This is a genomic window from Arthrobacter sp. B0490 (genome assembly GCF_002929355.1).
Lineage (GTDB): Bacteria > Actinomycetota > Actinomycetes > Actinomycetales > Micrococcaceae > Arthrobacter_D.
The window spans coordinates 1-755 of sequence record NZ_PJIR01000073.1 but is presented as its reverse complement, the minus strand read 5'-3'; the positions used below and the strand labels follow the sequence as shown (position 1 = coordinate 755).

At 61.3% G+C, this 755-nt stretch carries 1 protein-coding gene; it reads right to left on the bottom strand.

The window, feature by feature from the left end:
• On the bottom strand, window positions 1-755 hold a 755-nt coding region (locus CXQ97_RS20810), incomplete at both ends, for a GGDEF domain-containing protein (RefSeq protein ID WP_146069735.1).

Genomic DNA, 755 nt, shown 5'->3' with positions numbered 1-755 from the left:
GAACAGCGCCGAGTCGGCGTTGCGCATCAGCTGTTCAACGTTCTGCACGTCGGTCGGATAGGGGTACAGCACGATGCCGATGCTGGCGCTACTGAACAGCTCCTGGCCAGCGATATGGAAGGGTTCGTTCAGTCGGTCGAGAATGCGCAACGCCAGCGAGGTGGCCTTCTCCGCGCCGTAGCCTTCACAGAGCAGGGCGAACTCGTCACCGCCGAGTCGGCCAAGCGTCATGCCTTCTTCCAGGTACTCGCCCAGTCGCGTGCTGACAGCCTGCAACAGCGCGTCGCCCAGGCTGTGGCCAAGGCTTTCATTGATGTCCTTGAAGTGATCGAGGTCGATCAGAAGCATTGCACCGCTGCGTCTGTTGGCCCTGGCGCGCTCGAGATCCTGCTTGGCGCGCTCGGTGAACAGCAGCCGATTCGGCAGCTTGAGCAACGGGTCGTAATGAGCGAGCTGGTCGAGCTCTTCGCGCGAGCGCTTGAGCGCCGAGAGATCGGAGAACACCGCCACGTAATGGCTGAGCTGGCCCTGGTTGTCATGGATGCAGCGCAGGTTCTGCCATTGCGGGTACACCTCGCCATTTTTGCGTCGGTTCCAGATCTCGCCGCTCCACTCGCCATGCTCTTTCAGCGCCAGCCACATCTGGTTGTAGAAGGCTGCGTCGTGCTTGCCAGACGCGAAGAGTCTAGGGGTCTGTCCAAGGACTTCCTCGGTGCTGTATCCGGTGATGCGGCTGAACGCCGGATTGACGTGCA